At 59.6% G+C, this 23,991-nt stretch carries 23 protein-coding genes; 7 read left to right on the top strand and 16 right to left on the bottom strand.

The window, feature by feature from the left end:
- The first annotated feature begins 200 nt into the window (after nt 1-200).
- From BLU01_RS21750 to BLU01_RS21735, 4 genes are all read left to right on the top strand, one after another.
- On the top strand, nt 201-1,973 hold the full coding sequence (locus BLU01_RS21750) for an N-acetylglutaminylglutamine amidotransferase (RefSeq protein ID WP_092279360.1): 1,773 nt from the start codon (nt 201-203) through the stop codon (nt 1,971-1,973).
- A 3-nt stretch (nt 1,974-1,976) separates the two neighbouring features.
- Nucleotides 1,977-3,725: an N-acetylglutaminylglutamine synthetase gene (gene ngg / locus BLU01_RS21745; RefSeq protein WP_092279358.1), complete on the top strand. Its 1,749-nt coding sequence runs from the start codon at nt 1,977-1,979 to the stop codon at nt 3,723-3,725.
- A gap of 161 nt (nt 3,726-3,886) precedes the next feature.
- Nucleotides 3,887-5,077: an osmoprotectant NAGGN system M42 family peptidase gene (locus BLU01_RS21740; RefSeq protein WP_092279356.1), complete on the top strand. Its 1,191-nt coding sequence runs from the start codon at nt 3,887-3,889 to the stop codon at nt 5,075-5,077.
- 178 nt (nt 5,078-5,255) lie between these two features.
- Nucleotides 5,256-5,483, top strand: a complete 228-nt coding sequence (locus tag BLU01_RS21735) for a YheU family protein (RefSeq protein ID WP_010461751.1) — start codon at nt 5,256-5,258, stop codon at nt 5,481-5,483.
- Nucleotides 5,484-5,488: 5 nt separating this feature from the next.
- Here the strand turns inward: BLU01_RS21735 and csrA are convergent, their stop codons facing one another.
- From csrA to BLU01_RS21720, 3 genes are all read right to left on the bottom strand, one after another.
- Nucleotides 5,489-5,674 carry a carbon storage regulator CsrA gene (gene csrA, locus BLU01_RS21730; RefSeq protein WP_092279354.1) on the bottom strand — a complete coding sequence of 62 codons (186 nt, stop codon included), beginning with the start codon at nt 5,672-5,674 and terminating at the stop codon, nt 5,489-5,491.
- Between the two features lie 153 nt (nt 5,675-5,827).
- Complete coding sequence (locus tag BLU01_RS21725) at nt 5,828-6,160, bottom strand: YnfA family protein (RefSeq protein ID WP_092279352.1); 333 nt, start codon at nt 6,158-6,160, stop codon at nt 5,828-5,830.
- Nucleotides 6,161-6,224: 64 nt separating this feature from the next.
- Nucleotides 6,225-7,040, bottom strand: a complete 816-nt coding sequence (locus tag BLU01_RS21720; protein ID WP_092279350.1) for an SDR family oxidoreductase — start codon at nt 7,038-7,040, stop codon at nt 6,225-6,227.
- A 324-nt stretch (nt 7,041-7,364) separates the two neighbouring features.
- On the opposite strand from BLU01_RS21720, the gene BLU01_RS21715 reads away from it, so the two are divergent.
- A complete protein-coding gene (locus BLU01_RS21715) occupies nt 7,365-7,523 on the top strand; it encodes a DUF3309 family protein (RefSeq protein ID WP_178076589.1) in 159 nt (52 codons plus the stop codon).
- Nucleotides 7,524-7,588: 65 nt separating this feature from the next.
- Here BLU01_RS21715 and BLU01_RS21710 read toward each other — a convergent pair whose 3' ends face one another.
- From BLU01_RS21710 to BLU01_RS21665, 10 genes are all read right to left on the bottom strand, one after another.
- Entirely contained in the window at nt 7,589-9,682 is a 2,094-nt protein-coding gene (locus BLU01_RS21710; RefSeq protein ID WP_092279348.1) for an LTA synthase family protein, read from the bottom strand.
- A 433-nt stretch (nt 9,683-10,115) separates the two neighbouring features.
- Nucleotides 10,116-10,721 carry an START domain-containing protein gene (locus BLU01_RS21705; protein ID WP_092279346.1) on the bottom strand — a complete coding sequence of 202 codons (606 nt, stop codon included), beginning with the start codon at nt 10,719-10,721 and terminating at the stop codon, nt 10,116-10,118.
- A gap of 40 nt (nt 10,722-10,761) precedes the next feature.
- Nucleotides 10,762-11,016: a YkgJ family cysteine cluster protein gene (locus tag BLU01_RS21700; RefSeq protein ID WP_092279344.1), complete on the bottom strand. Its 255-nt coding sequence runs from the start codon at nt 11,014-11,016 to the stop codon at nt 10,762-10,764.
- 165 nt (nt 11,017-11,181) lie between these two features.
- The gene (locus BLU01_RS21695; RefSeq protein ID WP_092279342.1) at nt 11,182-11,661 is read right to left on the bottom strand and encodes a translation initiation factor 2; all 480 of its coding nucleotides are present in this window, start codon (nt 11,659-11,661) and stop codon (nt 11,182-11,184) included.
- Between the two features lie 90 nt (nt 11,662-11,751).
- Nucleotides 11,752-13,191, bottom strand: a complete 1,440-nt coding sequence (locus BLU01_RS21690; RefSeq protein WP_092279340.1) for an aminotransferase-like domain-containing protein — start codon at nt 13,189-13,191, stop codon at nt 11,752-11,754.
- A 192-nt stretch (nt 13,192-13,383) separates the two neighbouring features.
- Entirely contained in the window at nt 13,384-14,202 is an 819-nt protein-coding gene (locus tag BLU01_RS21685) for an OmpA family protein (protein WP_092279338.1), read from the bottom strand.
- Nucleotides 14,199-14,555, bottom strand: coding sequence for a DUF4398 domain-containing protein (locus tag BLU01_RS21680; RefSeq protein ID WP_092279336.1), 357 nt, complete (start codon nt 14,553-14,555; stop codon nt 14,199-14,201). Before BLU01_RS21680 ends, BLU01_RS21685 begins: the two co-directional genes overlap by 4 nt.
- Nucleotides 14,556-14,564: 9 nt before the next feature.
- Nucleotides 14,565-15,404, bottom strand: a complete 840-nt coding sequence (locus BLU01_RS21675; RefSeq protein ID WP_092279334.1) for a substrate-binding periplasmic protein — start codon at nt 15,402-15,404, stop codon at nt 14,565-14,567.
- Between the two features lie 80 nt (nt 15,405-15,484).
- Nucleotides 15,485-16,414, bottom strand: a complete 930-nt coding sequence (locus BLU01_RS21670) for an electron transfer flavoprotein subunit alpha/FixB family protein (protein WP_092279332.1) — start codon at nt 16,412-16,414, stop codon at nt 15,485-15,487.
- A complete protein-coding gene (locus BLU01_RS21665) occupies nt 16,415-17,164 on the bottom strand; it encodes an electron transfer flavoprotein subunit beta/FixA family protein (RefSeq protein ID WP_007942046.1) in 750 nt (249 codons plus the stop codon). It abuts the gene before it with no gap.
- Nucleotides 17,165-17,709: 545 nt separating this feature from the next.
- Here BLU01_RS21665 and BLU01_RS21660 point away from each other — a divergent pair.
- Nucleotides 17,710-19,374 carry an electron transfer flavoprotein-ubiquinone oxidoreductase gene (locus BLU01_RS21660; RefSeq protein ID WP_092279330.1) on the top strand — a complete coding sequence of 555 codons (1,665 nt, stop codon included), beginning with the start codon at nt 17,710-17,712 and terminating at the stop codon, nt 19,372-19,374.
- A gap of 182 nt (nt 19,375-19,556) precedes the next feature.
- Here BLU01_RS21660 and BLU01_RS21655 read toward each other — a convergent pair whose 3' ends face one another.
- A complete protein-coding gene (locus tag BLU01_RS21655; RefSeq protein WP_092279328.1) occupies nt 19,557-20,447 on the bottom strand; it encodes an AraC family transcriptional regulator in 891 nt (296 codons plus the stop codon).
- Nucleotides 20,448-20,638: 191 nt separating this feature from the next.
- Here BLU01_RS21655 and BLU01_RS21650 point away from each other — a divergent pair, with 191 nt between their 5' ends.
- The gene (locus tag BLU01_RS21650) at nt 20,639-21,691 is read left to right on the top strand and encodes an NAD(P)-dependent alcohol dehydrogenase (RefSeq protein ID WP_092279326.1); all 1,053 of its coding nucleotides are present in this window, start codon (nt 20,639-20,641) and stop codon (nt 21,689-21,691) included.
- 15 nt (nt 21,692-21,706) lie between these two features.
- Here BLU01_RS21650 and BLU01_RS21645 read toward each other — a convergent pair whose 3' ends face one another.
- Both BLU01_RS21645 and BLU01_RS21640 read right to left on the bottom strand, forming a co-directional pair.
- Nucleotides 21,707-22,510 (bottom strand): IclR family transcriptional regulator, encoded by an 804-nt coding sequence (locus BLU01_RS21645; protein ID WP_092279324.1) that lies wholly within the window; start codon nt 22,508-22,510, stop codon nt 21,707-21,709.
- Nucleotides 22,511-22,570: 60 nt separating this feature from the next.
- On the bottom strand, nt 22,571-23,881 hold the full coding sequence (locus BLU01_RS21640) for an MFS transporter (protein ID WP_092279322.1): 1,311 nt from the start codon (nt 23,879-23,881) through the stop codon (nt 22,571-22,573).
- Nucleotides 23,882-23,991: the final 110 nt, after the last annotated feature.

Here is a 23,991-nt window from a genome sequence, read left to right as displayed (position 1 = left end):
GCAGTTATTCCCATGCGTTCTATATCTATGTACCGCACCTTGCCTGCGCAGTTATGCATGCCGCGCGCAACACCCCAGTTCCGTTACTTATAACCGATCGATCTAAAACTCCCGCGAATCCGCCGGGTCAGTTTCTGAGTACCCGCTGTTTTGACGCGGAATTGACGACCCTCCCCAACGGAAAAACCGGTAAGGACTTTATGTGTGGATTAGCTGGCGAGTTACGCTTTGATCATCAACCTGCGGACCTTGCAGCCGTTGAACGCATCACCCATCATCTGGCCCCGCGCGGCCCTGACGCATGGGGCTTTCACAGCCAAGGGCCGATTGCCCTGGGCCATCGTCGCCTGAAAATCATGGACCTGTCGGACGGCTCGGCGCAGCCGATGATCGACAGCCAACTGGGCTTGTCCCTGGCCTTTAACGGCGCGATTTATAACTTCCCGGAACTGCGCGCCGAACTTGAAGCGCTCGGTTATGCCTTCTACTCCGGCGGCGACACCGAAGTGCTGCTCAAGGGGTACCACGCCTGGGGCGAGGCGATGCTGCCCAAGCTCAACGGCATGTTTGCGTTCGCCATTTGGGAACGCGACGCCAAGCGCCTGTTCATTGCCCGCGACCGTCTCGGCGTGAAGCCGCTGTACCTGTCGCGCACCGGCCAGCGCCTGCGTTTCGCCTCGGCACTGCCAGCGTTGCTGAAGGGTGGCGATATCAGCCCGATGCTCGACCCGGTGGCCCTCAACCATTACCTGAATTTTCACGCGGTGGTCCCGGCGCCACGCACCTTGATCGCCGGCATCGAAAAACTGCCGCCAGCGACCTGGATGCGCATTGAAGCTGATGGCACTACCGAACAGAAAACCTGGTGGACCCTGCCCTACGGCCCTCACGCCGACGAGATGAACCTGACGCTCGAAGACTGGCGTGACCGTGTTCTCGACAGCACCCGCGACGCGGTGGCGATTCGTCAACGTGCGGCCGTCGATGTCGGCGTGTTGCTGTCCGGCGGCGTCGATTCGAGCATGTTGGTCGGTCTGTTGCGTGAAGTCGGCGTGGAAAATCTCTCGACGTTTTCCATCGGTTTCCAGGATGCCGGCGGCGAGCGCGGCGACGAATTCCAGTATTCGGACCTGATCGCCAAGCATTACGGCACCCAGCATCACCAATTGCGCATCGACGAAAAAGAAATCATCGAACAACTGCCGGCAGCGTTCCGCGCGATGAGCGAGCCGATGGTCAGCCATGACTGCATCGCCTTCTATCTGCTGTCCCGCGAAGTGGCCAAACATTGCAAAGTGGTGCAGAGCGGCCAGGGCGCCGACGAACTGTTCGCCGGTTATCACTGGTACCCGCAAGTCGATGGCGCGGCCGACCCCTACGCGGCGTACCGCGATGCGTTTTTCGACCGCAGCTACGAAGACTACGCCGCCACCGTGCAGCCGAAATGGCTGACCGCGAATGACGCTGCAGGCGACTTCGTCAAGGAACACTTCGCCCAGCCCGGCGCCGATGCGGCGGTGGACAAAGCGTTGCGTCTGGACAGCACGATCATGCTGGTCGACGACCCGGTCAAACGTGTCGACAACATGACCATGGCCTGGGGCCTGGAAGCACGCACGCCGTTTCTCGACTATCGACTGGTTGAATTGTCGGCGCGTGTGCCGGGCAAATTCAAACTGCCGGACGGCGGGAAACAAGTGCTGAAGGAAGCCGCGCGACTGGTCATCCCGAGCGAAGTGATCGACCGTAAAAAAGGTTACTTCCCGGTGCCCGGCCTCAAGCATTTGCAGGGCGACACGCTGAATTGGGTACGCGAACTGCTGCTCGATCCAAGTCAGGATCGCGGCTTGTTCAACCCGGCCATGCTTGACCGCCTGCTGACCGATCCGCAAGGGCAGTTGACCCCGCTGCGCGGCTCCAAGCTGTGGCAATTGGCGGCGCTGAACCTGTGGCTCAGCGAACAAGGAATCTGATCGATGAAACCCCACGCCACGGCTTATAGCCAACGCTTGTTGCGCGGTCAGACACCTTCTTACGAACGCTTGCAGGCACGCCTGGCCGAGGATGGCAGCGAGCTCAACGCGGCGCCGATCGCTGTGCATTGCGGTTGGGGCCGGTTGCTGATCGGGCACACGTTCCCCGACCCGGCGAGCATCGCCCGCGAATTGCTCAACGAGCAGCCCGGCGAGCGCGACATTGCTTTGTATGTGGCGGCGCCCCAGCAAGTGTTGGGGCTGGAACCGGCGCAGTTGTTTCTTGATCCTTCGGACACCTTGCGTCTGTGGTTCAGCGACTATCGCCAGTCGACCCGAGTGTTTCGCGGTTTTCGCATTCGCCGCGCTCAAAGCGAGGCGGATTGGCAGGCGATCAACCTGCTGTATCAGGCGCGCGGCATGTTGCCGATCGACCCGACATTACTCACCCCGCGTCATCAGGGCGGCCCGGTGTATTGGCTGGCCGAGGACGAGGACAGCGGCGCGATCATCGGCAGCGTCATGGGCCTCAACCATCACAAGGCCTACAACGACCCGGAAAACGGCAGCAGCCTTTGGTGCCTGGCGGTGGACCCGCATTGCTCGCGCCCTGGCGTCGGCGAAGTGCTGGTGCGGCACTTGGTCGAGCACTTCATGAGCCGCGGTTTGAGTTACCTCGATCTGTCGGTGTTGCACGATAACCGTCAGGCGAAAAGCCTGTACGCCAAGCTCGGTTTTCGCAACCTCTCGACCTTCGCGATCAAGCGCAAGAACGGCATCAATCAGCCGTTGTTCCTTGGCCCGGGGCCGGAAGCGGAATTTAATCCTTACGCGCGGATCATCGTCGAGGAAGCGCATCGGCGCGGCATCGACGTGCAGGTCGATGACGCCGACGCCGGGATGTTCACCCTCAGCCACGGTGGCCGCCGAGTGCGTTGCCGCGAATCGCTGAGCGACCTGACCAGCGCCATCAGCATGAGTCTGTGCCAAGACAAAAGCCTGACGCACAAAGTGCTGAAAGCTGCCGGACTGAATCTGCCGTCGCAGCAATTGGCCGGCAATGGCGATGACAATCTGGCGTTTCTCGATGAACACGAACGTGTTGTGGTGAAACCGCTGGATGGCGAGCAGGGCCACGGCGTGGCGGTGGATTTGCGGACTATCGATGACGTGCAGCAAGCCATCGAAACCGCGCGCCAGTTCGATTCGCGGGTGTTGCTCGAAAGCTTCCACGAAGGCCTCGATCTGCGCATCGTGGTGATTGGTTTTGAAGTGGTTGCGGCGGCGATTCGGCGTCCGGCCGAGGTGGTCGGCGACGGCCAGCATTCGGTCCGCGCGTTGATTGAAGCGCAGAGCCGCCGACGGCAGGCTGCCACCAGCGGTGAAAGCAAGATTCCGCTGGACCACGAAACCGAGCGCACCTTGCAGGCTGCCGGGTACGACTACGACAGTATTCTGCCGGCCGGTGAGCACCTTTTCGTACGGCGCACGGCGAATCTTCATACCGGCGGCGTGCTGGAAGATGTCACGGCGATTCTGCACCCGACGTTGGTGGATGCTGCCGTGCGCGCGGCGCGAGCGCTGGATATCCCGATGGTCGGGCTCGACTTGATGGTGCCCGCGGCGGACCAGCCGGAGTACGTGTTTATTGAAGCCAATGAGCGCGCCGGGCTGGCCAACCATGAACCGCAACCGACGGCAGAGAAGTTTGTCGATTTGTTGTTTCCGCACAGTCAGCCGGCTGTTTCCTAGTTCTTTGGCGTTTGGGCGGGCCTCTTCGCGGGCAAGCCTCGCTCCCATATTGGAACGCGTACAACCAATGGGAGCGAGCTTGCTCGCGACGGTGGCCTGACTGGCGCTACACATTCCCCTTCATCGAAACCATCGATGTACGTAACTCATCAGGAGTTTCCATGACCAGCAAAATTCCCGAACCGGATCTCAACTACCTGCAAAAAGTCCTGCTGGAGATGCTCGCTATCCCCAGCCCGACTGGGTTTACCGACACCATCGTGCGCTACGTCGCCGAGCGGCTTGAAGAGCTGGGTGTGCCGTTCGAAATGACTCGGCGCGGGACGATCCGCGCCACCCTCAAAGGTAAGAAAAGCAGCCCCGACCGCGCAGTTTCCGCGCACTTGGACACCATCGGTGCCGCCGTGCGCGCAGTCAAAGACAACGGGCGCCTGACCCTGGCGCCGGTTGGTTGCTGGTCCAGCCGTTTTGCCGAGGGCAGCCGCGTCAGCCTGTTCACCGATAACGGCGTGATTCGTGGCAGCGTGTTGCCGCTGATGGCCTCCGGGCACGCGTTCAATACTGCCGTGGATGAAATGCCGATCAGTTGGGATCACGTCGAGTTGCGCCTCGACGCCTACTGCGCGACCCGTGCCGATTGCGATTCGCTGGGGATCAGCGTCGGCGATTTTGTCGCGTTCGATCCGCTGCCTGAGTTCACCGAAAGCGGTCACATCAGCGCCCGTCACCTCGACGACAAGGCCGGCGTTGCGGCGCTGCTGGCAGCAATGAAAGCGATCATCGACAGCGGCGAAGAGCTGATGATCGACTGCCATCCGTTGTTCACCATCACCGAAGAAACCGGCAGCGGCGCGGCGGCGGCATTGCCGTGGGACGTCAGCGAATTTGTCGGCATCGACATCGCGCCCGTGGCGCCGGGGCAACATTCCAGCGAACACGCGGTGAGCGTGGCGATGCAGGATTCCGGCGGGCCGTATGACTATCACCTGTCGCGGCATCTGCTGCGCCTGGCCAGTGAAAACGAACTGCCGGTGCGCCGCGACCTGTTCCGTTATTACTTCAGCGATGCGCATTCGGCAGTGACTGCCGGGCATGACATCCGCACCGCGCTGCTGGCGTTTGGCTGCGACGCCACTCACGGTTATGAGCGCACGCACATCGACAGTTTGGCGGCGCTCAGCCGTTTGCTCGGCGCGTACATTTTGAGCCCGCCGGTATTTGCCAGCGATGCGCAACCGGCCAAGGGTTCGCTGGACCGCTTCAGTCACCAGATCGAACACGACACGCAGATGGAAAGCGATACGCGCGTGCCGTCGGTGGACAGTCTGGTGGGGCAGCGCAACGATAGTTGAGTGATGTGTTGTCAGTGAGATTGCCTCCGCGGGCAAGCCTCGCTCCTACAAGGAACGCAAAACCTGTAGGAGCGAGACTTGCCCGCGAAGGCGTCAAACCAGACAACACAGCATCCACTGACTAGCCGCAAATCCGCATTCGCCGTAGCATCGCGACATTGTTTTTACCGAGGTGCCTATGCTGATCCCCTACGACCAACTTGAAGTCGACACCCTCACCCGCCTGATCGAAGACTTCGTCACGCGCGACGGCACCGACAATGGCGATGACACGCCGCTGGAAACCCGCGTGTTACGTGTGCGCCAGGCGTTGACCAAAGGTCAGGCGCTGATCGTTTTCGACCCCGACAGCGAGCAATGCCAATTGATGCTCAAGCACGACGTGCCCAAGCACCTGTTCGACTGAAGCACTCAACGCGCCTTGTTTTTCGCCAATTTGGCCTGAATGCGTTCGTACACTTCCGCGCGATGCACATTGACGTTCTGCGGCGCTTCGATACCGAAGCGCACATGGCCGCCATTGACCGCGAGAATGCGCACGGATATATCGTCACCGATGGAAATCAACTCACCTACAACACGACTGAGAACAAGCATGGCCTTCGTCCTTTAAGGGTTACTGGACTTTGAAGATGCCCGCCGCTTGCTCGCGGTTCAATGCGCCGCCAGATAATCAGTCATGCCCTACAGCGCGCAATGAACGCGCCTACAGACTTCTCTTACAAAATGCTGGATTACAGCGCTAATCCCTCAGGACGCCGAGAATTTCGGGCCAAACAGAATGATGCTCGCGCCGATCACGCACAGCGCCACGCCGAGCCAGTCCGAGCCGAGCGGCCGCACGCGCTCGACCACCGCCAGCCAGCCAATCGAAGCAATGATGTAGATGCCGCCGTAAGCCGCATAGGCGCGGCCGGCGTAAGTGGATTCGATGCGCGTCAGCAGCAGCGCGAACAGGGTCAGGCTGAGCAGCGCCGGGATCACCCACCAGGCACTTTTGCCTTGGCGCAGCCACATCCAGAATGCAAAGCAACCGGCGATTTCGAACAGCGCGGCGAGGAAAAACCACAGGTAATTGAGCATGCAGGCGTCTCGTGAGGATGACCGTTGGCGGCCACCCTAACGAGGCTGTTGCCGACGGGCAAGGTCAGCCTGCGGTTTGCCGGGCCTTGGCGCGCATTTTGTCGGCCATGACGGTCATTTCGTTGTAGAGCAATTGCGGATTCTTCTGCTTGATTGCCCACGCCATGCGCCCTTGTTCGTGCGGCAGAATCATGAATTCGCCGGCAGCGACCTGGGTGTAGATGTAGTCGGCAATGTCAGTGGCGGTGATCGGCGAACTTTCCAGCAACTTGCCAACCTGGGCTTTCATCGCCGGGGTCGGGCCACGAAAAGAATCCAGCAAGTTGGTCTGGAAGAACGACGGGCACACTACGTGCACCCCGACTTCCTGTTGCGCCAGTTCGATCAGCAGGCTTTCGGACAATGCCACGACACCCGCCTTGGCGACGTTGTAGTTGCTCATCGCCGGACCTTGCATCAGCGCCGCCATCGAGGCGATGTTGATGATCTTGCCTTTGCTTTTTTCCAGCAGCGGCAGGAACGCTTTGCAACCCTTGACCACGCCCATCAGGTTGATTGCGATCTGCCAGTCCCAGTCTTCCAGCGACAGTTCGCTGAAGAACCCGCCCGACGCCACGCCGGCATTGTTGACGATGATGTCGATGCCGCCGAGTTTCTCTTCGCAGGCCTGGGCGAACGCGGTCAGTTGGCTGTAATCGCGCACGTCGCAACGTTGCACGAAGCCGTCACCACCGGCCTCGCGCACCAGCTTCAGGGTTTCCTGAAGCCCCGGTTCGCTGACATCCGACAAGGCCAGTTGCCAGCCTTCGCGGGCCCAGCGCAGCGCGATTTCGCGACCCAGGCCCGAGCCTGCGCCAGTGATCATCATGCGATTTTGCATAGCAAACAGCCTTGTTGTTCTGGGGAAGATGCGCCGAGTGTAGCGAAGGACCGTGGCCGACCCACGCTCCATCAGATTGCTGAATGGTCCGCGCAAACCGTGGCGCGGATCGGGATTGCGTAACGGCCTTCGCGGGCAAGCCTTGCTCCCACTAAATCAACTAGCGCGCTGCACAAACGAAATAACCCATGAATCTAAAAAAGATTAAAAAACATGGAATTTTCTTTCAGGCGCATGAGTCGGAGTTTGTAAGCAGTTCGGATTAATTGCATTCCGGCTGACCGTTACAACGTTAGGTCAATCCAGAACACTTCGAACAAGGAAATAGACATGGGCACAATTCTTATCGTAATCCTGATCCTGTTGCTGATCGGTGGTTTGCCAGTGTTCCCACACTCAAGAAGTTGGGGTTACGGTCCATCGGGTATCCTCGGCGTAGTGTTGGTGGTGCTGTTGATTCTGCTCTTGCTCGGCAAGATATAAAGCGTCAGCCCCGACCCAAAAAAAGAGGCCCTTGAAAAAGGGCCTCTTTTTTATTGCGTCACCGTTTAGTCCGGTTTGCCGTTAACCACACCAGCGGTGTTGTCGATCAGGCTCTTGGTCGCGGTTTGCAGGAACGACTCGAGTTTCTGCTTGAGTGCCGCTTCGTCCGGCGCATCGGGAATTACCGCGCCTTTCGGATTGGCGCCCAACTCGTAGCTGTACAACTTCGGCGGCATTTCCTTGGGCAATACCAGCACCCGATCGGCCGTCAGCAACGCCACGGTCTGATCACTGCCCGAAGGCTTGATCACGCCGAAACCCTTGTCGCCTTCCGGCAGGTTCAGCAGGTCACGGCCCCAGCATTGATGAATCACGTCGCCGCCGATGCGACCCATGATGGTCGGCACCACGTCGATCTGCGTGCCCACCGTGTGGTCACGCTCACCGAACTTCTGCTGCACGCCCGGCCCGATCAACAGCATCGGAACGTTGAAGCGGCCGAGGTCCATTTCAGTGATTTGCTCTTCGTTGCCGAAGCCATGGTCGCCCACTACGACGAACAGGGTTTCGTTGAAGTAAGGCTCTTTACGCGCCTTCTCGAAGAACTGACCCAGCGTCCAGTCGGAGTAACGCATGGCGGTCAAGTGTTCGTTCATGCTGCCACGGTCGGTCACACGCTCGACCGGCAACGGCGTCGGCAAGGCGTATGGCGTGTGGTTGGACAGGGTTTGCAGCAAGGCATAGAACGGCTTTTTATCCTTGCCATCGCGCGCTTTCAATTCTTCGAGGCCACGGTTGAACATGTCCTGGTCGGACACGCCCCACGTCGGATCGGAGAACACCGGATCCACAAAGTCGTTGCGGCCGATGAAGTTGGTCATGCCCTGATTGCTGAAGAAGCCCGACTGGTTGTCCCAGGCAAAGTCGCCGTTGTAGACATACACGTCGTCATAATCACGCGCGCTGAGCAGTTGCGGCAGGCCGGACAACTTGTGGCTGCCTTCCGGGGTTTGCATCAGGTATTCGAAACCCGGCAAGTTGGGGAAACAGGCCATCGTCGCAAACATGCCCTGGTGGGTGTGCGTGCCGTTGGAGAAGAAGCGGTCGAACAACAAGCCTTCCTTGCTCAACTTGTCGAATGCCGGAGTGATGTTGCCCGGACGACCCAACGCGCCCACCGAGTGACCGGCGAAGCTTTCCATCAGGATCACTACGACGTTTTTGATCGGCAACGTCTTGTCGGCGTTCGGCGTGAAGTTGCGGCGCACGGCGGCGATGTCTTCATCGACCAGTTTGTCGCTCGGGGTCAGCAACATGTCACGCACGGTCTGTTGGGCCAGTGGCTGTGGCAGCGTGGCTTTCCAGATGTTGTCGCGATCTTCGGACATCCGCGACTTCGCCGCAGCGATCAGCGACAGCGTGCCGTTGAGGCCCAGTTGGTTGGCGAAGTTGGAATCGGTGGTGTAAACGTCACCCCAACGCATTGGCGGGCCCTGACGCAGCGTGCCGCGCGCGGCGACCACGCAGATCAGCAGGCAGACCACGAACACCCCGACGCGCGCGTACAACGGCGCAATCTGCCGCGTGCCGACGCTGCCGCCGCTGAATGGACCGCGCGGCCGAGTGGCGCGGTCGGCGCCCTTGAACGCGAGGGTCAGCAGCAACGTGCCCACGGCCCACGCCAGCAAGTAGCGCACGACCGGGAAACCGTACCAGAGCATGCTCGCCACAGTTTTCGGGTCTTCGCGTACGTATTGGAAGACCAGGCCGTTGAGGCGCTGGTGGAACTCGCGGTAGAAGTCCATTTCCATCAGGCCGAGGAACAGCGCGATGCTCGACGCCAGGGTCAGCCAGAAACGGAAGAACCCGCGAGCCGCCATTGCGCGGGCGCTGAACAAGGCCAGCAGCAGCGGAATGCTCAGGTAGACCACCAGGCGCAGGTCGAAACGCAGGCCGTTGGCGAAGGCTTCGACGAAGGTCGAAGCGGGTGTGTCGAGGATCATCGCGCGGTTGTAAACCAGCAGCGCGAGGCGCAGCAGGCTGAACATGACCATCATGACCAAGGCACACAGGAGCGTGTAGGCCAGATGCGATTTGACGGTCGGTTGCAGCAGGCGACTAGAAGCTCGCTGCTGATTCAGGGCGTCCGGGTTTGCCATGTCGTTTTAGGACCCATTGGAAGTTTAAGTTGCAAAAAATACAGCTGCGCCCTGCCCTCTGTTGGCCACTACCTGGCCCCGGGGCTCGCGCGGTGCGCAAATGTTGCACGATCACTGACGCCATTGCCATTGATTACTGTTCGGCAAATTGACGCGGGCGAATTGTCTTGGAGGCATTGTGAAAATTTCGTACAACGCATATCTGGAAACACAATAAAGAATGGGCTGGGCGGTGTCTGTTGATGGGCAACGTCTGTGGGGTTGGGGTTGGGGTTGGGGTTGGGGTTGCTCGCGATCGCGGTGTATCAGCCGAGATCTTTATCGAGTAATACACCGTGATCGCGAGCAAGCTCGCTCCTGCAGGGTTTTGGGTTGTTCAGTCGGAATAAAAACGCCCCGATTGTGTCGGGGCGTTTTTTGAAGAGCGGCGCGGTTATTTCTCGGCGCGTTCTTTCAGGGCTTTCAGGGTATTGAACGGGGCATCGACCACGAACTTGTTGGCGACCATCGACGGCACGCTGCCGCCCGGATTGGTGTGCACCTGATACGTCACTTCGACTTGATCGCCTTTAGGCACGAACTTCCAGAAGCCGTCGACTTCCTGGACGCGGACAAAACCTTTTTCGTCAGGAATGTACTTCGGCGCGCCTTCAAGTTTGCGGGTCAGGCTGCCGTCAGCACCTTCAACGGTGGTGACGTGCAATACCGAATCACGCGGGGTGACCGGCCACGGCGTATTGAATTGGGTGTAAGTCCAGCTCTGATCGCCTTCGTGCTTGAGCAACTTCTGCGCCTTGCACTCGTGAATCCACGAACAGGCGCCCGCCACGTCTTCCTGCAACGCGCGCAACTTGGCGATGGTGGTCTTCATCAACGTCACGCCCTGATAGGCCTTGAAATCGGAACCCGCCACTTCACTCAGGGAAACCTTGATGCCGTCCTGGTCTTTCGCGACTTTCCAGTCTTCAGCCTGCGCAGCCGAAGTGGCCAGCGCTACCGTCAAACCACACAGCACAGCTATACGATGCAGCGAACCCATAGTGTTATTCCTTATTGTTGAAGTTCCATTCTTGAACACATCACGCGGCGGTCATTTGCTCCCACCAGCCGAGCAGGCGGATCGCTTCTTCGCTGCTGCTGCCGCAAACCTCAGCGTCAGCCGAGAAAGCCGAGCACACCGCCGGGCGTTCAGCCTGGCCGAAAATGTTGCACAGGTTTTCGACAGACAGTTGCACGCAACGTTCTCCCGCAGGTTTGCCTTGCGGCATTCCGGGAATCGGTGAACTGATGGAAGGGGCAATGCAACAGGCGCCACAGCCTTCGCGGCATTTCATGACGACAACAACCTCGCAACGGGTGATGTGTAAAAGGGACGGGACACAGAGTAACCGCTAAAACGACTGTTTCAAATTGCTACACGCGCCGTTTGTGCACTCAAGCGAACGTGACCGAGCAGTCTCCGACGAAGTGTCTGGTCTGCGGCCTGGCGGTGGCGATGTTTAACGCTTGAACTCGAATTCGAGTGCCGCGCCATCCACGTCCCGGCGCTCTTCGTTGCGCAATTGCAGCTGCATTTCATTGCTGATCAAACGGCCATTTAGCTGGAAGTCACTGGACTTGTCGCCGAACATTTGCGGCAACACACCGTCATGTTTCGGCAACGGCACAGTGCCGGCGGGCTTGAGGTCTTCGACCATGTGTTGCGGCAGGCTCAGGTCAAGATCGGCGGGCGGCAACTTGGTGGTCTTGACCACTTCACGCGCAGATTTGGACTTGGAAGCAATCGGCGCACGCTTTTTCACCGGCGCGGCTTTCTTCTTGGCTGGGGCGGCTTTTTTTGCCACGACAGGTTTCTTCGGCGCTTCCTGAGTGCTGCTGGCAGCGGGCTTATCCTGCACGGCAGCCGCCGTCGCAGCCAGCGGAACCGCAGTCGTCACGAGGAAAATCGACAGCCAGGCAACAGAAAAAATCGTTTTCATGGACCCAACGGCACTAACGGCAGAGGGCCATATGCTCGCTCGTTGAGCGCCACATGACAAGCGCGGACAGCTATTGAGCTGTCCGTTTGATCAAAAACCGCTGGCCGTTTCCTGACACAGTTGCGTTGCGAGCAAGCCCAAAGTCATCAATGCACGCTCGGCCTCGCGGTTCCACGCGGTGCCGCAATTGAGGCGGATGCAGTGATTAAATTGCTCGGTGTTACTGAAGATCAGCCCCGGTGCAATGCTGATGCCTTGTTGCAACGCACGCACGTGCAGTTCCTGAGTATTGACCCGCCCCGGCAGGCTCACCCACAAAATAAAGCCGCCGGTAGGTCGGCTCATTTGCGTGCCTTCAGGGAAGTATTGCTGCACCGCCAATTGGAACGCGCTGAGGTTTTTCCGGTATTCCTGGCGGATGTAGCGCAAATGTCGGTCGTATCCACCGTTCTCCAGATACGCGGCGATACCCATTTGCGTGACGCTGCACGCCGAATGAGTGCTGAAAGTCTGCAAGCGCTGGATCTCTTGCTGGTACTTGCCGGCAATCATCCAGCCGATGCGCACGCCCGGCGACAGGGTTTTCGAGAAGCTTGAGCAATAGATCACCCGATCCAGCCGGTCGTAAGCTTTGAGCGCTTTGGTGCGGCCCTGCTCGAACATCAGTTCGCCGTAGATATCGTCTTCAACGATCTGGATGTCGAAGTCCGACGCCAGCCGCAGCAATTGTTTCTGGCGTTCCTCGGGCATGGTTCCGCCCAGTGGATTGCTCAGGCGCGTGGTCAGCACCAACGCTTTGATCGACCATTGATTGGCCGCCAGTTGCAAGGCTTCCAGGCTCATGCCGGTGGCGGGATCGCTGGGGATTTCGATGACTTTGAGGCCGAGCAGGTCGGCCAGTTGCAGCAAACCGTAATAGGTCGGCGACTCGGCAGCGATCAAATCGCCAGGCCGGGTCAGCACGCGCAATGACATCTGCAAAGCATCGACGCAGCCGTGGGTGATCACCACTTCCGACGGATCGACCACCACGCCAGCGTCGCGCATGCGAATCGCCACTTGCCGACGCAATGGCTCAAAACCTGGGCTGAACATGTAACTGAAGGCGCGCGGGCTATGGAATCGAGTGACTTTGGCCAACTGCTGATGCAGCGCGCGGACCGGCAAGTAATCGACACTCGGCACCGCCGCGCCCAGCGGAAACACGCCTTCGCGGCGCGATTCGACCAGCACTTGCTGAATGATGCTACTGCGCGTGACCAGCCCGGGACGTTCGACCCGTGCGATGTCCGGGGTCGGCGCGGTCAGGGCCGGCGTCTGGTGAACGTAGTAACCGGATTGCGGCCGAGCGCGAATCAGCCCCTGATCTTCGAGGTTGGCGTAAGCCTGCAACACCGTCGCGTGGCTGACGTTGAGCTGCGAACTCATCTTGCGCACCGAAGGCACGCGCTCCCCCGGTTGATAGACACCACGGCGGATGTCCTCGGCCAGTTGCTGAGCAATACGTTGGTAGAGCAAGAGATTGGTCATGACGCAGCACTCGATTTCACGGGCATTTTATTCTTGTGCGAAACAATACCGGAACAGTTTAGAAGTGTACGGGGACAGTTGCCACAATAGACGACGGTACAGTGCAGTGTCAGCAAAATCTGTACTGCTTTGCGAAGCGATTCACAGGCATAAAAAAACCCGGCGTGGTGCCGGGTTTCATTGGACATTGCCTTAGCGGGCAGCGCCGAGCTGGCCTTTTTCGTCGGAGAAGACAATTTCCACTCGACGATTCTGCGCACGACCTCGTTCGGAGGCGTTCGCGTCTACCGGGTATTCATCGCCATAACCTTCGACCTGAATGCGTTTGTCGTCGATGCCCAGGTCCATCAACACATCAGCCACCGACTGCGCACGGTCGCGCGACAGTTTGAGGTTTTCCTGTTTGCCGCCGGTGCTGTCGGTGTAGCCCTCGATGCGCACCACGCGTTTCGGGTTGAGCTGCAGGAACTGCACAATCTTCAACACCACACGGTTGGCCGAACTCTTCAACTCCGCTTCGCCGGTATCGAACAGCACGTCGCCCAGCGTCATCACCAGACCGCGTTCGGTCTGGGTAGTCGCCAGCGCGACGATCTGTTCTTCGAGCCATTTGCCCTGTTGCTGCACGCTGAGCAGTTTGGACTCGCGCAACGCCAGTTGCAGGCGTTGGCGCTCCAGTTCGAGCTTGGCGGCTTGTTCTTCGTTGAGCACCTGATTGGTGTGCTCGCGGGCAATTTCGCTGTAGCGCCGACTCAGGTAGGCGTAATGCACCACATCCGAACCGCTGCCCCAATAGCTGGACAGACGATCGGCGCGGGCCAGGGATTCGCCGGCGCGGATCACGTCTTTCGGCGCGATGCGCAGCACATTCGAGTCTTCCTTGACCTTCTGGAAATCGACGCTGGCCTCTTGAATGGCCGACTCGCTGTGTTGCCCGGCGCAGCCGTACAGGCTGACGCAACCGACGATGATCAGGCCGCCGATGGCGGTTTTTCCGATGACGAGGCTCATTTGGCATCTCCCAGTTGCTTGCGCAGGCGAGTGATGCGGGTATTGAGGACGTTCAACTGCTCCTGGCTCTTGAGGGTCAGGACCCGGGCTTCGGCGAGGCGCGCATCCAGTTCGGCCTGCTCGGCGCGCATGCGGGCGTGCTTGTAGGACTGGTCGGTCATGTCGCCTTGAGCGCGGGCAAACTTGTCTTCGGCCAGTTTCATCTCCGGCACGTCTTCGGCGGTGGCGCCAACGGCCTTGGCTTGTACCAGTGCCTGCTCGGTCAGGCGAATCTGTTCATTCGGCGCCGGATCGGCTGCACAACCCGCCAGAGCCAGAACGGCCAGGGCAGCGAAAAGAGGTCGAATACTCACTAAAAATCCCTACTTTTTTTGGGGTACTGGCGGGGTGCTCGGGGGTTGCTGCTGTTGCTGCGCTTTCCAACGCTCGATATTGCGTTGCAGCGCGGTCTCCGCCAGACCGGACGCGGGCAATTCTGTCATCTTTTTCGCCAGCTGTCCGCGCAACCACGGATCGTTGCAAGCCGAGTTATGCGAAACCGCGAGGTACAGGCCCGGTCGATCGACGGGTTGCTCAAACGCCAGCAAGTCGTTGCCCATGCCCAATGCCTGCGCGGCCGCCATCCCCGAGTAGCGCCCGGCGAGGACAAATTCCACCTCGCCAAGGAGCAATTTCTGAAAAGCCTGGGTAAGGTTTGGAGTACGCGTGAGGGTCAATTGCTGCTCGGCGAAAGTGCCGAATCCGCCGGTCATTCGAGACTTTTCCGACATCGCGCCGGGGTGTCCCTGCAGGTCTTTGGCTTCGCTGTAGACCAGCGTCGAGCCTTTTCGCGTCCACACCAGGTAGTCGTTTTCCAGCAGCGGCGGATGGATGTAGTCCAGGCTTTCCAGTTCGCTGAGGGTCAACGGTGCGTCGATGAGCATGTCCATGCGCCCACTGCGCACCTCGTCCAACGCCTGCGAGCGTTTGCCGGCGTAGAGCAGGTCAACCTTGATGCCCAGCTCCGCCGCCACTTGCTGCAGCAAATCGGCATTGGCGCCGATCAGTTTTTTCGGATTCTGCGGGTCTTGCCACAGGTACGGCGGCGCATCCGGGCTGCCGGTGACGACGAGGCGCTCGCACTTGCCGGCCGCGCTCGCGAACGCCGGCACCAGCGTCAGGCCCAGCAATAAAGACCAGCCATACAGGCGGCGCAGATCCATGGCGAAGCTCTCCCACTCAAATCCGAATCAAAAAAAAGCCCGACCATAAGGTCGGGCTCTTTATAAGTGAAGCCGCTGGATTAGACCAGCTTCTCCAGCTCGGGGATTGCTTCGAACAGGTCAGCGACCAGGCCGTAATCGGCCACCTGGAAGATCGGCGCTTCTTCGTCCTTGTTGATCGCAACGATCACTTTGGAGTCTTTCATGCCGGCCAGGTGCTGGATCGCGCCGGAGATACCGACCGCGATGTACAGCTGTGGCGCAACGATTTTGCCGGTCTGGCCGACCTGCATATCGTTGGGTACAAAACCTGCGTCGACTGCCGCGCGGGAAGCGCCAACAGCAGCGCCCAGCTTGTCGGCCAGAGCGTACAGGTGTTTGAAGTTGTCGCCGTTCTGCATGCCGCGACCGCCGGAAACGACGATTTTGGCAGCGGTCAGTTCCGGACGATCGGACTTGGCCAGTTCTTCGCCAACGAAGCTCGAGATCGCAGCATCATGAGCAGCGCCCACGGCTTCAACAGCCGCCGAACCACCCTCGGCGGCAACCGGGTCGAAACCGGTCGCGCGCACGGTGATCACTTTGATCGCAGCGGTCGATTGCACGGTAGCGATGGCGTTACCGGCGTAGATCGGGCGCTTGAAGGTGTCAGCGCTTTCGACCGAGATGATCTCGGAGATCTGGTCAACATCCAGCTGAGCGGCAACGCGCGGCAGGATGTTTTTGCCGTTGGAAGTCGCGGCAGCCAGGATGTGGCTGTAGCCCTTGCCCAACTCTGCAACCAGTGGAGCAACATTTTCCGGCAGCTGATGCGCGTAAGCGGCATTGTCAGCGTTCAGGACTTTGCTCACGCCAGCGATTTTCGCAGCGGCTTCAGCCACGGCGCCAGCGCCCTGACCGGCTACCAGCACGTGGATGTCGCCGCCGATTTTGGCAGCAGCAGCCACGGTGTTCAGCGTGGCCGGAGCCAGCACTTTGTTGTCGTGTTCAGCAATAACCAAGATAGTCATTTAGATTACCTTCGCTTCGTTCTTGAGTTTTTCAACCAGTTCAGCCACCGACTTGACCTTGATACCCGCGCTGCGTGCAGCAGGCGCTTCGACTTTCACGGTCTTGTTGGTGGAGGCGGTGGAAACGCCCAAAGCGTCCGGAGTCAGCACTTCGAGAGGCTTCTTCTTGGCTTTCATGATGTTTGGCAGGGACGCATAACGCGGCTCGTTCAAACGCAGGTCGGTGGTGACGATGGCCGGCAGTTTCAGGGAAACTGTCTGCGCGCCGCCGTCGATTTCGCGAGTTACGGCAACGCTGTCGCCCGACACTTCGACTTTCGAGGCGAAAGTGCCTTGGCCGTAGCCGCTCAATGCAGCGAGCATCTGGCCAGTCTGGTTGTTGTCGCTGTCGATCGCTTGTTTGCCAAGGATCACCAGCTGTGGCTGTTCCTTGTCGACAACGGCTTTCAACAGTTTGGCAACGGCCAGGGAAGTCAGATCTTCAGCGGATTCGACGAGGATGGCGCGGTCGGCACCCAGAGCCAGCGCGGTGCGCAGTTGCTCTTGAGCGGTGGACGGGCCGATGGAGACGACGACGATTTCAGTCGCAACACCTTTCTCTTTCAGGCGTACGGCTTCTTCCACTGCGATTTCGCAGAACGGGTTCATCGACATCTTCACGTTGGCGAGGTCGACGCCGGAATTGTCCGCCTTGACGCGAACCTTGACGTTGTAATCAACAACGCGTTTGACAGCTACAAGAACCTTCATGGATTCCTCGTTACTCTCCGGTGAAAAGAAAGTCGCCTAGGCGAACCTGGCGGTTGATGCTCGTGGGCGCAAGGGCACCTCTAAAAACGCTGGCATCCGAACGGGGTGACACGGCTCGCGTTGTTGATGACCGTTCGTCAGTGGTGACTGACGAGTCATTCAATCTTGCGGCGTGTAAACTGCGCGCCAAATCATCGTTGCGCATCACCTTGTACTGCCATCGCCCTGTCTTTAGAGGTGCTCTTGAAGCCAACAGTCAGCCTACGGCGAGCGCAAAACCGCCCGTATCTTGACCGGAACGCCTATTCCGGTCAATACGGCAAAATGGCCAGTCATAAGCCGCGTGACTTTGATTTCTCTGGCTTGGAGCCGATTCAAACAAACGTTTGTATTGGACGCTAGGAGTGGTGTAGATATAATGCGCCACCTAGAGAGAAAGGTGGTTCATCGATTGTCCTTTTCCAGCCTTGCGCCGGAGTTCCTGGATACGACGCCAAACCTCCAATTAGAAAAAAAACTGTTGAGCCTTGAGTAGGAGATAGCCTGTGGAACGCGAATACATGGAATTCGACGTGGTCATCGTCGGTGCCGGCCCCGCTGGTCTTTCCGCCGCCTGCCGCTTGAAGCAGAAGGCCGCCGAAGCCGGTAAGGAAATCAGCGTCTGCGTGGTCGAAAAAGGCTCCGAAGTCGGTGCTCACATCCTGTCTGGTGCGGTGTTCGAACCGCGCGCCCTGAACGAATTGTTCCCGGACTGGAAAGAACTTGGCGCACCGCTGAACACGCCAGTCACCCGCGACGACATCTTCGTTCTGAAGAACGCCGACAGCGCGCAGAAAATCCCCGACCTCTTTGTGCCCAAGACCATGCACAACGAAGGCAACTACATCATCTCCCTGGGCAACCTGTGCCGCTGGCTCGCTCAGCAGGCCGAGAACCTCGGCGTGGAAATCTACCCAGGCTTCGCTGCGCAGGAAGCCCTGTTCGACGAGAACGGCGTGGTTCGCGGGATCATCACTGGCGACCTCGGCGTTGACCGCGAGGGTCATCCGAAAGAAGGCCTGTACACCCCGGGCATGGAACTGCGTGGCAAGTACACGTTGTTCGCCGAGGGTTGCCGTGGCCACATCGGCAAGCAGCTGATCAAGCGCTTCAACCTCGACAGCGACGCCGACGCCCAGCACTACGGCATCGGCCTGAAAGAAATCTGGGAAATCGATCCGGCCAAGCATCAGCCAGGCCTGGTGGTGCACACCGCCGGCTGGCCGCTGGACATCATGGGTTCCGAGAACACCGGTGGCTCCTTCCTTTATCACCTGGAAAACAATCAGGTGGTCGTCGGCCTGATCGTCGATCTGTCCTACAGCAACACTTACCTGTCGCCGTTCGACGAATTCCAGCGCCTCAAGCATCACCCGGTGCTCAAGCAATATCTGGAAGGTGGCAAGCGCATCAGCTACGGCGCTCGCGCAATCTGCAAGGGCGGCCTGAATTCGCTGCCGAAAATGGTCTTCAAGGGCGGCGCGCTGATCGGTTGCGATCTGGGCACGCTGAACTTTGCCAAGATCAAGGGCAGCCACACCGCGATGAAGTCCGGCATGCTCGCCGCGGAATCGGTTGCCGAGGCGCTGTTCGCCGAGAAGGATGGCACCGAAGAGCTGACCACTTACGTCGACGCGTTCAAGAAGAGCTGGCTCTACGACGAATTGTTCGCCAGCCGCAACTTCGGCCCGGCGATCCACAAGTTCGGCGCGATTGTCGGCGGTGGTTTCAACTGGCTCGACCAGAACATCTTCGGCGGCAAACTGCCGTTCACCTTGCACGACGACAAGCCGGATTACGCGTGCCTCAAGCTCGCCGCCGACTGCAAGAAGATCGACTACCCGAAACCGGACGGCAAACTCAGCTTCGACAAACTCAGCTCGGTGTTCATCTCCGGTACCAACCATGAAGAAGAACAACCTTGCCACTTGAAGCTGACCGACCCGAGCATCCCGATCAGCAAGAACCTGCCGCTGTACGATGAGCCCGCCCAGCGTTACTGCCCGGCCGGCGTGTACGAAGTGGTGACCAAGGAAGACGGCGAGAAGCGCTTCCAGATCAACGCCCAGAACTGTGTTCACTGCAAGACCTGCGACATCAAGGACCCTGCACAGAACATCACTTGGGTAGCACCGGAAGGCTCCGGCGGCCCGACTTACCCGAACATGTAAGCGCGACGCCCTAACATCAAGGCTCCCGGAATGGGGGCCTTTTTGTTGTGTGCGGTTCACTCCACGCCGCAATCCCCCTGTAGGAGTGAGCCTGCTCGCGATAGCAATCCATCATTCAATATCAATGCAGGCTGACCCACCGCGATCGCGAGCAGGCTCACTCCTACAGGGTTAACGATCCATCAGGCAGCGCGCTCATCGCCGGGGCTGCGCTCAAAGTAGCGCTTATATTCGCGACTGAATTGCGACGTACTCTGATACCCGACCCGATGCGCAACCTGCGCCACGCCCAAGCCCTCCGACAGCAATAACTGCTGCGCTTTCAGCAAGCGCAATCGCTTCAGGTACTGCACCGGCGACAACAACGTGCTGCGCTTGAAATGCTCGTGAAACGTCGACGCACTCATGTTCGCGCAACTGGCCAGCGTCTCGACATTCAACGGCTCGGTGAAATGCCCGTGCAAATGGTTGAGCGACGCCGCGATCCGCGCGAACTGCCCCTGCTGCTCCACCAGCGCCCGTAGCACATCGGCCTGCGGACCGCGCAACGCGACGAACAACAACTCACGCAGCCGCGCCTGGCCCATGATCCGGGATTCCAGAGGATCGTGCAGGCAGCGCAACAACCGCTCCGCGCAACCGCGCATCTCATCATCGAGCACCGCCGAGGTCATCGACTCCAGCGTCTGCACCGCAATATTGCGCCCCGGCAGCAAGCCCATCGCCAGCACCAATTCGCCGAGCAGCACGCGGTCAATCGCGATTGAAAGGCCCAGCATCGGCCCTTCGGCGGCGGCAAAGGTTTCGCACTCGAACGGCACCGGCAACGCCTGAATCAGGTAATGCCCGGCGCCATATTCGAGCGTGCGCGGGCCCAGGTAGGCCAATTTGCTGCCCTGAACGATGATCACCAGGCTCGGCTCGTAGATTTGCGGGCCACGCGCGACGTCGCAACTGGCGCGCAATACCTGCACGCCAGGCAACAACGTCGGCGCGAAGCCGTCGCGGGTGGTCAGCGGCTGCAGCAGTGAAACCAACGTGGCGTTGGCGTCGAGATGGCGGGTCAACAGCATGGGCAAGTCTTCACACAAAAGTTGCAGATTTCGGGATGAAAGCATCATCGCAGGTCTGTCGCGTTATGCGACCAATCAAAGGCGCATGCCGGAGGATTAGGCATGACACCCGGAGGAATCGTCATGGCTGATAACCGCCTCGCCCCGCAAAATGGCACGCCTCAACTGTCACTGCTTTTGCGAGGTTCTGCATGTACACCGCTATCGGATACGCCGCCCAGTCGGCTACCACTCCCCTCGCCCCGGTCAAATTCGAACGCCGCAGCCCTCGGGCCGACGACGTTGCCATCGACATTCTGTACTGCGGCGTCTGCCACTCCGACATTCACCAGGCGCGCAACGAGTGGGGCATTGCCGTTTACCCACTGATGCCCGGCCACGAGATCGTAGGCAAAGTTACCGCCGTCGGTGCGAACGTGACCAAACACAAAATCGGCGACTTGGTTGGCGTCGGTTGCATGGTCGATTCCTGCCGCAGTTGCGAAGCCTGCCAGGCTGATCTCGAGCAATACTGCCTCGAAGGTCCGACCATGACTTACGCCACGCCGGACCGCGTCGATGGCAGCAACACCATGGGCGGTTACTCCGACAGCATCGTCGTCAGCGAGCATTTCGTGGTGCGCATCCCGGAAAAACTCGACTTGGCCAGCGCCGCGCCGATCCTCTGCGCCGGCATCACCACCTACTCGCCGCTCAAGCACTACGGCGTCAAGGCTGGCGACAAAGTCGGGATTCTCGGCATGGGCGGCCTCGGCCACATGGGCATCAAGTTCGCCAAAGCGATGGGCGCCGAAGTCACCCTGTTCACCCGTTCGGCGAGCAAGGCTGAGGAAGGTCGTCGCCAGGGCGCGGACCACGTGATCGTGTCCACCGATGCTGAACAGATGAAGGCTGCCGCCGGACATTTCGACTTCCTGCTGGATACCATTCCGGTGCAGCACGACCTCAATCCGTACCTCGATACCCTGCGTTTCGACGGCGTGCACATTCTGGTTGGCTTGATCGAACCGGTTGATCCACCGGTCCACGCCGGCAAACTGGTGATGAGCCGCCGCGTACTTGCCGGTTCGTTGATCGGTGGCGTCGCCGAAACCCAGGAAGTGCTGGATTTCTGCGCCGAACACGGCATCACCTGCGACATCGAAATGCTCGACATCCATCAGATCAACGAAGCGTTCACCCGCATGATTGCCGGTGACGTGAAGTACCGCTTCGTGATCGACATGGCGACACTCAAGGTCTGATCAAACTTTAGCGCCTCAGACTTTCAAACCAAGCTCCGCTGATAGCCGAGCTGTGACCCCTTTGATCAGGGGAATCAGCTCGGCCATTTTTTCCAGCGGCATGTACGGCACGGTGCTGGCGATGCTGATCCCGGCAACAATGCGCTTGCTGGCATCACGAATCGGCGCTGCAACACAGCGGATCGACGGCTCGTTGTCCTCCAGGTCGAACGCGTAACCGCCCGCCACGTACTCAACCATGCGCTGCTGAAACTGCTCCCAGGATTGCTCGGGGTGCAGCGGCCAGAACTGATTTTTCCCACCCGCCGGCAAGCTCACGTCGTACAGACGTTTCCAGTCTTGCTGCGAATCATCGAGCATCAACGCCTTGCCAATGCCGGTGCGCGCCAACGGCATGCGATGGCCAACCCGCGAACGCATTTCCGGGCCATTGCGCCCCGGATTCTTGTGCAGGTACAGCACCTCGTCGCCCTCGCGAATCGCCAGGTGCACGGTGTCGCCAGTCAACGCCGACAACTCATCCAGATACGGCCCGGCCAACGTCACCAGCGGCAATTCCTCGCGCGCCTGGAAACCCAGTTCGATCAACTTCGGCCCCAGCAGATAACCGATTTGCGGCACTACCCGCAGGTAACGTTCGTCCACCAGGCAACTGGCGAGGCGATGCGTGGTGCTGCGCGTGGTGCCGATCAGCCGGGCAATTTCCTTGAGATCGCGCGCGCCACTGGCCACGGCCTGGACCACACCCAGACCACGAAGCAGAGTCTGGGTGCCGGTCGGCGCGGCGTCCTTGGCGATTTTTGGGGCGTCTTCCTGCATATCCAGCCTTTACCGTTGAGCGAGGGAACGGGCGGCATTATGGTCGCCCGATGGCGGCGACTACAACTCGATACGCTCGACCTTGCCCACCAGCAGCACGTAGGAAAGTGCACCGATCAATGCGAGCACCGCGATGTAGGTGATCGCCGGGGCAAACGAATCGCCGGTCGCGAGGAACCCGATGACAATCGGCGTGGTGATCGCCGACAGGTTGCCGATGAAGTTGAACACCCCGCCGGTCAAGCCGAGCAAGCGCGCCGGGGCCAATGTCGAGACCAGCGACCAAGTGATCGAAGCCAGGCCGTTACCGAAGAACGCCAACGCGAGGAAGGCAATCACCAGCGGCGTCGATTCGACGAAGTTGGCGCCGATGATCGAGGTCGAAATCAGCAGCCCGCCAATGATCGGCAACTTGCGCGCGAACCCGACGCTGTAGCCGCGACGAATCAAAAAGTCGGAAAAGAACCCGGAACACAGCACACCGACGAATGCCGCGAGAAACGGCAACGAGGCCAGCAGGCCGGACTTGATGAAGTCCATGCCACGATATTTCACCAAGTAGGTCGGGAACCATGTGAGGAAAAACCACAACGTCGAATTGAGGCAGAACTGGCCGAGGTAAATGCCCCAGAGTTTGCGTTTGCTGAGGACGATGCCGAGGTCGATCCAGCTGAATTTTGCCTTGGCTTTTGCGGTGTCAGCCTGGATGTCGACCAAGCCGCCGCCCTCGCGGATCAAGTCGATTTCAGCGTCGTTGGCGCCTTTGAAATCCCGCGGTTCGCGATACACCGCGTACCAGATCACCGCCCAGATAATGCCGACCACGCCGGTGCTGACGAACACCATGTGCCAGCCGAATTCATGCTGTAACCAGGCCAATACCGGCGTCAGGAACGCCAGCCCGACAAACTGCCCGGAGGTGTAGAAACCGATGGCCGTGGCGCGCTCGCGCTCGGGGAACCAGGTGGTGACTACGCGGCTGTTGATCGGATACGCCGGGGCTTCCAGCGCGCCGACCGCCATGCGCAGCACGAACAACGCGATGAAACTGCCGGCGAAACCGAGCATCACCGTGGCAATCGACCAGAGCAGCAAGGCGACGCTGTAGAGAATCCGTGGTGGCACGCGATCCACCAGCCAGCCGCCGGGGATTTGCATGGCGGCGTAGGTCCAGCCGAATGCGGAGAAGATCAGACCGACGTGGATCGGGTCGATGCCCAGCTCGCTGGTCAGCGCCGGGGCGGCAATCGACAGGTTGCTGCGGTCGAGGTAGTTGATCACTACGGTGATAAACAGCAGCACCATGATGAAAAAACGCTTGCGGCTGGGCGTCACCAACGACGCCTGCCCGGTGAGGGTTTGCGGTTGCATGAGGGATGCCTCTTCTTATGTTTATTGAGGTCAATGGGGCGCAATACTTCCTGTAGGAGCGAGGCTTGCCCGCGAAGGCGTCAGCACTAACGCCTAGGAAAGTCAGGTAG

Origin of the sequence: Pseudomonas prosekii (assembly GCF_900105155.1) — a bacterium.
Taxonomy (GTDB): Bacteria; Pseudomonadota; Gammaproteobacteria; order Pseudomonadales; family Pseudomonadaceae; genus Aquipseudomonas; species Aquipseudomonas prosekii.
Note: the sequence above shows the minus strand (reverse complement) of the source record. Positions and strands in the feature narration are given on the sequence as shown.